The following is a 4,307-nucleotide window of genomic DNA, read 5'->3' as shown; positions in this document are numbered from 1 at the left end:
TGTTCGGAAACGTTTCCACTAACCGCTCCTCTATCACCGTATCCGGTGGGAGTTCCATTCACTCTCCACCGGCTTCTCAGAGCGCTAACAACTGGCGTTCTTCGGCTATCTCAGAGTTAGCCTAGAACGGATGGCCTAGAACGGATGCTTGACGGAGTAGTGGGTTGCTCTTCTTTCCGTTAGGGCCGCTCACGCTCCTTCAGAGCCCCGCATCGGTCGAACTCTCAATAATATAACTTCAGTATCGATCGAACGAACCATTTACTCCTCGCGGCCGGAATTTTCACTGCACCGAATCCCGGCTGTCGCCCCTTCCCAGTCATCAATCAAATCATCTTCTCTGGCGGCATTCGTGCGTGGTTTCTCCGGCATTGGTTCCTGATCGAGCTGGTCGAGAATATCGAACAGCGGATCATCCGGATCGATCTGTTGTTGCTCCATCCATACTTCGGCCGCTTCTCGGAGTGCGGCAGTGAGTGAGAGTCCTCGCTCGTCGGCGAGCGATTTGAAGTGATCGTATTCTTCATCTGAAAGTTCGGTCTGGATGTGTGTAGATTCACTCATTGCCAATCACCATCTTCATGACGAAGCAATAGCTCAGGAAATAAGACTGTTCATGGTCCATCGAAGATAATCTCATGGTGGCAACTATCTTTGACAATCACCCACAGAGAGTGGGCCGAGATAGCTCAGGCTGGCCAGAGCAGCTCCCTTGTAAGGAGCTCGTCGGGGGTTCGAATCCCTCTCTCGGCTTTGCTACACTTGTCGATGAGTGCTGATAGCGAGAACCAATTCAGGTCATGAGCAGCTGTCACCACGACAGTACGTGATTTGAACACTGATTTCGACTCGTCGAAAATAAATCAGAATTACCATTTCGACTCACCAACCGTAGGAAACACAACATCTTCCAATAGAAATATCAGGAGTCGAACCGTATCGCCCACCGAAACACATGTCCGAAGCAATGCAGGCGATCCGTGTCCACGACTATGGCGACCCAAGCATGCTTCGCTATGAATCCGTTGAGCGGCCGGACCCCGCCGTTGACGAACTCCTCGTGCGCGTTCGCGGAGCAGGCCTGAACCCAGTCGACACCGCCGGCCGCTACGGACAGATCGAGTATCCACTGCCCTGGATCCCTGGCTGGGACCTTTCGGGTACCGTCGCCGCCGTTGGCGACGCAGTAACCGACTTCAAAATTGATGACGACGTCTACAGTCTCGCTCGCTTTCCGGATGCTGGCAACGCCTACGCGGAGTACGCGACGGTGCCTGCGACAGACGTCGCTGCAAAACCGGCTACCATCGATCCCCCCACAGCCGCAGGCGTCCCCATGGTTGCGCTGACAGCCTGGGAAGCGCTCTTCGAACAGGGCGACCTACAGGACGACGACCGCGTGCTGATCCATGCGGCCGCCGGCGGTGTCGGCCACATCGCCGTGCAGCTTGCGCTACAGCACGGTGCGACCGTCATCGGGACCGCTGCCGGCTACAACCAACCGTTCCTCACCGATCTCGGTGTCGACCAGGCCATCGACTACGAGACCACCCAGTTCGACGACGCGATCGACGAGCCAGTCGATCTCGTGCTCGATGCGATCGGTGGCAAAACGGGCGAACGCTCGCTCTCGCTCCTGCGTGCGGGCGGGACCATCACGCCCTTGCTCGATGCCCCACCCGAGGAGCAACTCGACGCCCACGGCGTCGACAGCCAGCAAGTCGGTGTTGAAGCCGACGGTGACACGCTCTCCGAGATCGCCACACTGATCGATGACGGAGCCGTCACGCCAACGATTGCGGAGTGCTACCCGCTCGCGGATGCAACTGCCGCCCACGAGGAGCTCGAAAGCGACCACGCTCGTGGCAAACTCGTCCTCGAACCCGACAGCGCCACCGACAGCTAGGCACGTCGATGGTGAAGTCGTCGTCCGGATGAAACAGGCAAACGCAGGACGGACTAATGCGTCTCCAAGAGAGGAATTTCCCCCTCGATCGAGATCTCGTCACCGACGGCGATCTCCTTGCCGGCCTCGCGTGACGGCAGCCGTGTGACGACGGTCAAATAGTAGTAATCGTCTGCATTCTCGCGGTCCATGTTCGTTCCCAGCGTCTCCGCGTCAGCCCACTCGGGGAATCGCTCCTTTCGTTGCTCCATGAATTTCTTCGTGAAATTCAGCTTCTGTTCGCCGGTCTCCGGATCCCGAGAGGGGACGACACAGCGTGGCTTGCACATCACTCCATAGTGGGTCACGTCGCCAACCGTAAACTCCACGCCAGTGCCGGGATCGCGACGTGTCGCCGGTGTGTCCGAGTAGAGTTTGTCTTCCCAGAACGGTTCGACACCATCGATTGCGATGTTGGTCCGCAGTCGCCGGAAAATCCCGTCAGCATCGAGGTCGTCGTACCAGGATGCGACTTCGGCCATCGTTTCCTCACCGACGAGTGTCGGGCCCGTGGCGGTGATCCGGATCGGGGCGATACCGCCTGCGCTATCCGTGAAGTTCGTTTGTGCGGCCCGTTCGACGGTGATCGGCTCGTCAAAGAAATCCGTCAACCATGCCTCCAGTTCGGGATTACTGTCGATGCCATCGAGGTCGCAGGCAAACGTCCGGTCCGTATCGTGGATTGCGAAGTCGATTGCATTCGCCGCGAGGTCGACTGTGGTGTTGATCTGATGGACCAGTTTGTTCTGTCGTCCATTGACGTAGGTGCCGTCCTCGCTGAACAGGGCATACTCTCGATCGTGTTGCAGTCGCCCCGAGTCACGGATTGGTACGCTATCGACGTCGACACCGGACAATGATTTGACTGGATACAGCCTGATTCGCGAGACTGCTGCCATGACTGGATCTAATGGATCGAACTCGCATAGGTGTTGTCTCAGCGGATGCTATTCAGTACCATAGAGATTCGTCGCCGAATCTCCGGTCACCTTCTCCGCCGTAAACGGCCAAAGGTCAATCGCTGAACCACTTTTTGCTGGTTTTCTTCGCTCTGCGCCGGATTTGTTACTCATGTTGGGCTTCTATCTAGTGACGCAGAGGCTCGTGGCGTCACGTTCGCGGTCATCGGTCTCCCTCGCTGTATAACGATGATCTCCGATCCCTCTTGTCGGACGCACCCCCGTGGGGTGGACAGTACCCCCGTATTAGACAGACGGACATGTACACGCAGTTTTGGCGCTGTGTCTTCGGCTCGCAGTTGCACGCACGAACCACGAACGAGACAACGATATCGCCACTCCAATCATCACGCTCTGAGAACCGTTCTACGCCACCGCCTTACTGCGCTGAAACTGCGCGGGCTGTCCCTCACCGACTGGCTCGACGATACCGATCTCGGCAAACCAACGGAGGTGTCGTCGGGCGGATGCAGGTGTGCACTCGGCTCGGTCGGCAACGACGGAAACGGGAGTGGGTTCGCGCAGCGTGAGGGTGGTCTCGTAGATGCGTTCTTTGACCGTCTTCCCTTCATCCCACTGTTCGCGTTCTTGACGAACAGCCTTGTCTGACGGCACTCCGTTCGCTGGAATACCGCCAGCTGACTCTGTATCGTGCTCGCCCATATACATTGACATCCTCCCCGCCCTGCTCGCGCCCATTCGGGCGCTCGCTGAGGACGGGGATTCCCGACCGCGTTTGGGATATTAGGGTTCGCGGTTCGTTTGAGCGACCTGTTCTCGCGGGGCAAAACGGCCCTCGCTACGGTCGAACAGGCGAACCGCTGGCTGTGCCAACCAGCCGTTACTCCTATCCGAGCGCGGAGCGCTCGGATTCGGAGGTACTTCTGCTCTCTGCCGAATATTCTCCGCGCCACCACAATCGGCATTCGCCACGGTTCCGCATTTCTCACAAACGTACAACCCACGCTCTTTGCGCTGACTCTCATCTTCGTGGCCGCACACGGCACACGTCCTCGACGTGTCCCGCTCGCTCTTGCGAACCACGTCGATACCTTTGATTTCGCCTTTGTACTTGAGTATCTTCCACAAGCGGTCGAACGGCCAGCCGTGTAGATCGAGGTTGCCGTGTGTACCCCAATTGACGGCCTCGCCGGTCTCAGTATCTTCGCGGATGCCGCCGAGGTCCCCGATGATCAACGTCCCGACCTCTCGCCCGACACATTCCTCGATGATGTCTTTCGAGAGGGTATGGAAGAAGTGCGTACGGCGGTCGGTTCGCCGTTGGTCGAGTCGTCGCGCTTCGCGCGACGTACTCTCAGTACCTCACAAAGCGGGTTAGGTGAACGGGCTGCTTGGTGGATTGATGGAGGCCAACCAAGCAGCCAGTGAACTCACAGAGGACC

Annotated in this window: 4 protein-coding genes, 1 tRNA gene and 1 pseudogene; 2 read left to right on the top strand and 4 right to left on the bottom strand. The window is 58.0% G+C overall.

The genetic code is table 11. The features are described from left to right. Positions 1-261 precede the first annotated feature (261 nt). Entirely contained in the window at positions 262-564 is a 303-nt protein-coding gene (locus C448_RS10520) for a hypothetical protein (RefSeq protein WP_004054589.1), read from the bottom strand. A 114-nt stretch (positions 565-678) separates the two neighbouring features. Between C448_RS10520 and C448_RS10515 the strand changes: the two genes are divergently transcribed. Both C448_RS10515 and C448_RS10510 read left to right on the top strand, forming a co-directional pair. Then, positions 679-753 (top strand) — tRNA-Thr (locus tag C448_RS10515). Between the two features lie 214 nt (positions 754-967). Beyond that, a complete protein-coding gene (locus tag C448_RS10510; protein ID WP_004054588.1) occupies positions 968-1,906 on the top strand; it encodes an NADP-dependent oxidoreductase in 939 nt (312 codons plus the stop codon). Positions 1,907-1,959: 53 nt separating this feature from the next. On the opposite strand, the gene C448_RS10505 is transcribed toward C448_RS10510, so the two are convergent. The 3 genes and pseudogenes from C448_RS10505 to C448_RS10495 all read right to left on the bottom strand — a co-directional run. After that, positions 1,960-2,844 carry an MOSC domain-containing protein gene (locus tag C448_RS10505; RefSeq protein WP_004054587.1) on the bottom strand — a complete coding sequence of 295 codons (885 nt, stop codon included), beginning with the start codon at positions 2,842-2,844 and terminating at the stop codon, positions 1,960-1,962. A 426-nt stretch (positions 2,845-3,270) separates the two neighbouring features. Beyond that, positions 3,271-3,573: a winged helix-turn-helix domain-containing protein gene (locus C448_RS10500; RefSeq protein WP_152415566.1), complete on the bottom strand. Its 303-nt coding sequence runs from the start codon at positions 3,571-3,573 to the stop codon at positions 3,271-3,273. Positions 3,574-3,648: 75 nt separating this feature from the next. After that, a pseudogene (locus tag C448_RS10495) lies at positions 3,649-4,221 on the bottom strand (zinc ribbon domain-containing protein); the annotation flags it as partial. Positions 4,222-4,307 lie beyond the last annotated feature (86 nt).

Origin of the sequence: Halococcus morrhuae DSM 1307 (assembly GCF_000336695.1) — an archaeon.
In the GTDB taxonomy this organism is placed as follows: domain Archaea; phylum Halobacteriota; class Halobacteria; order Halobacteriales; family Halococcaceae; genus Halococcus; species Halococcus morrhuae.
This window is presented reverse-complemented; position numbering and strand designations above follow the sequence as displayed.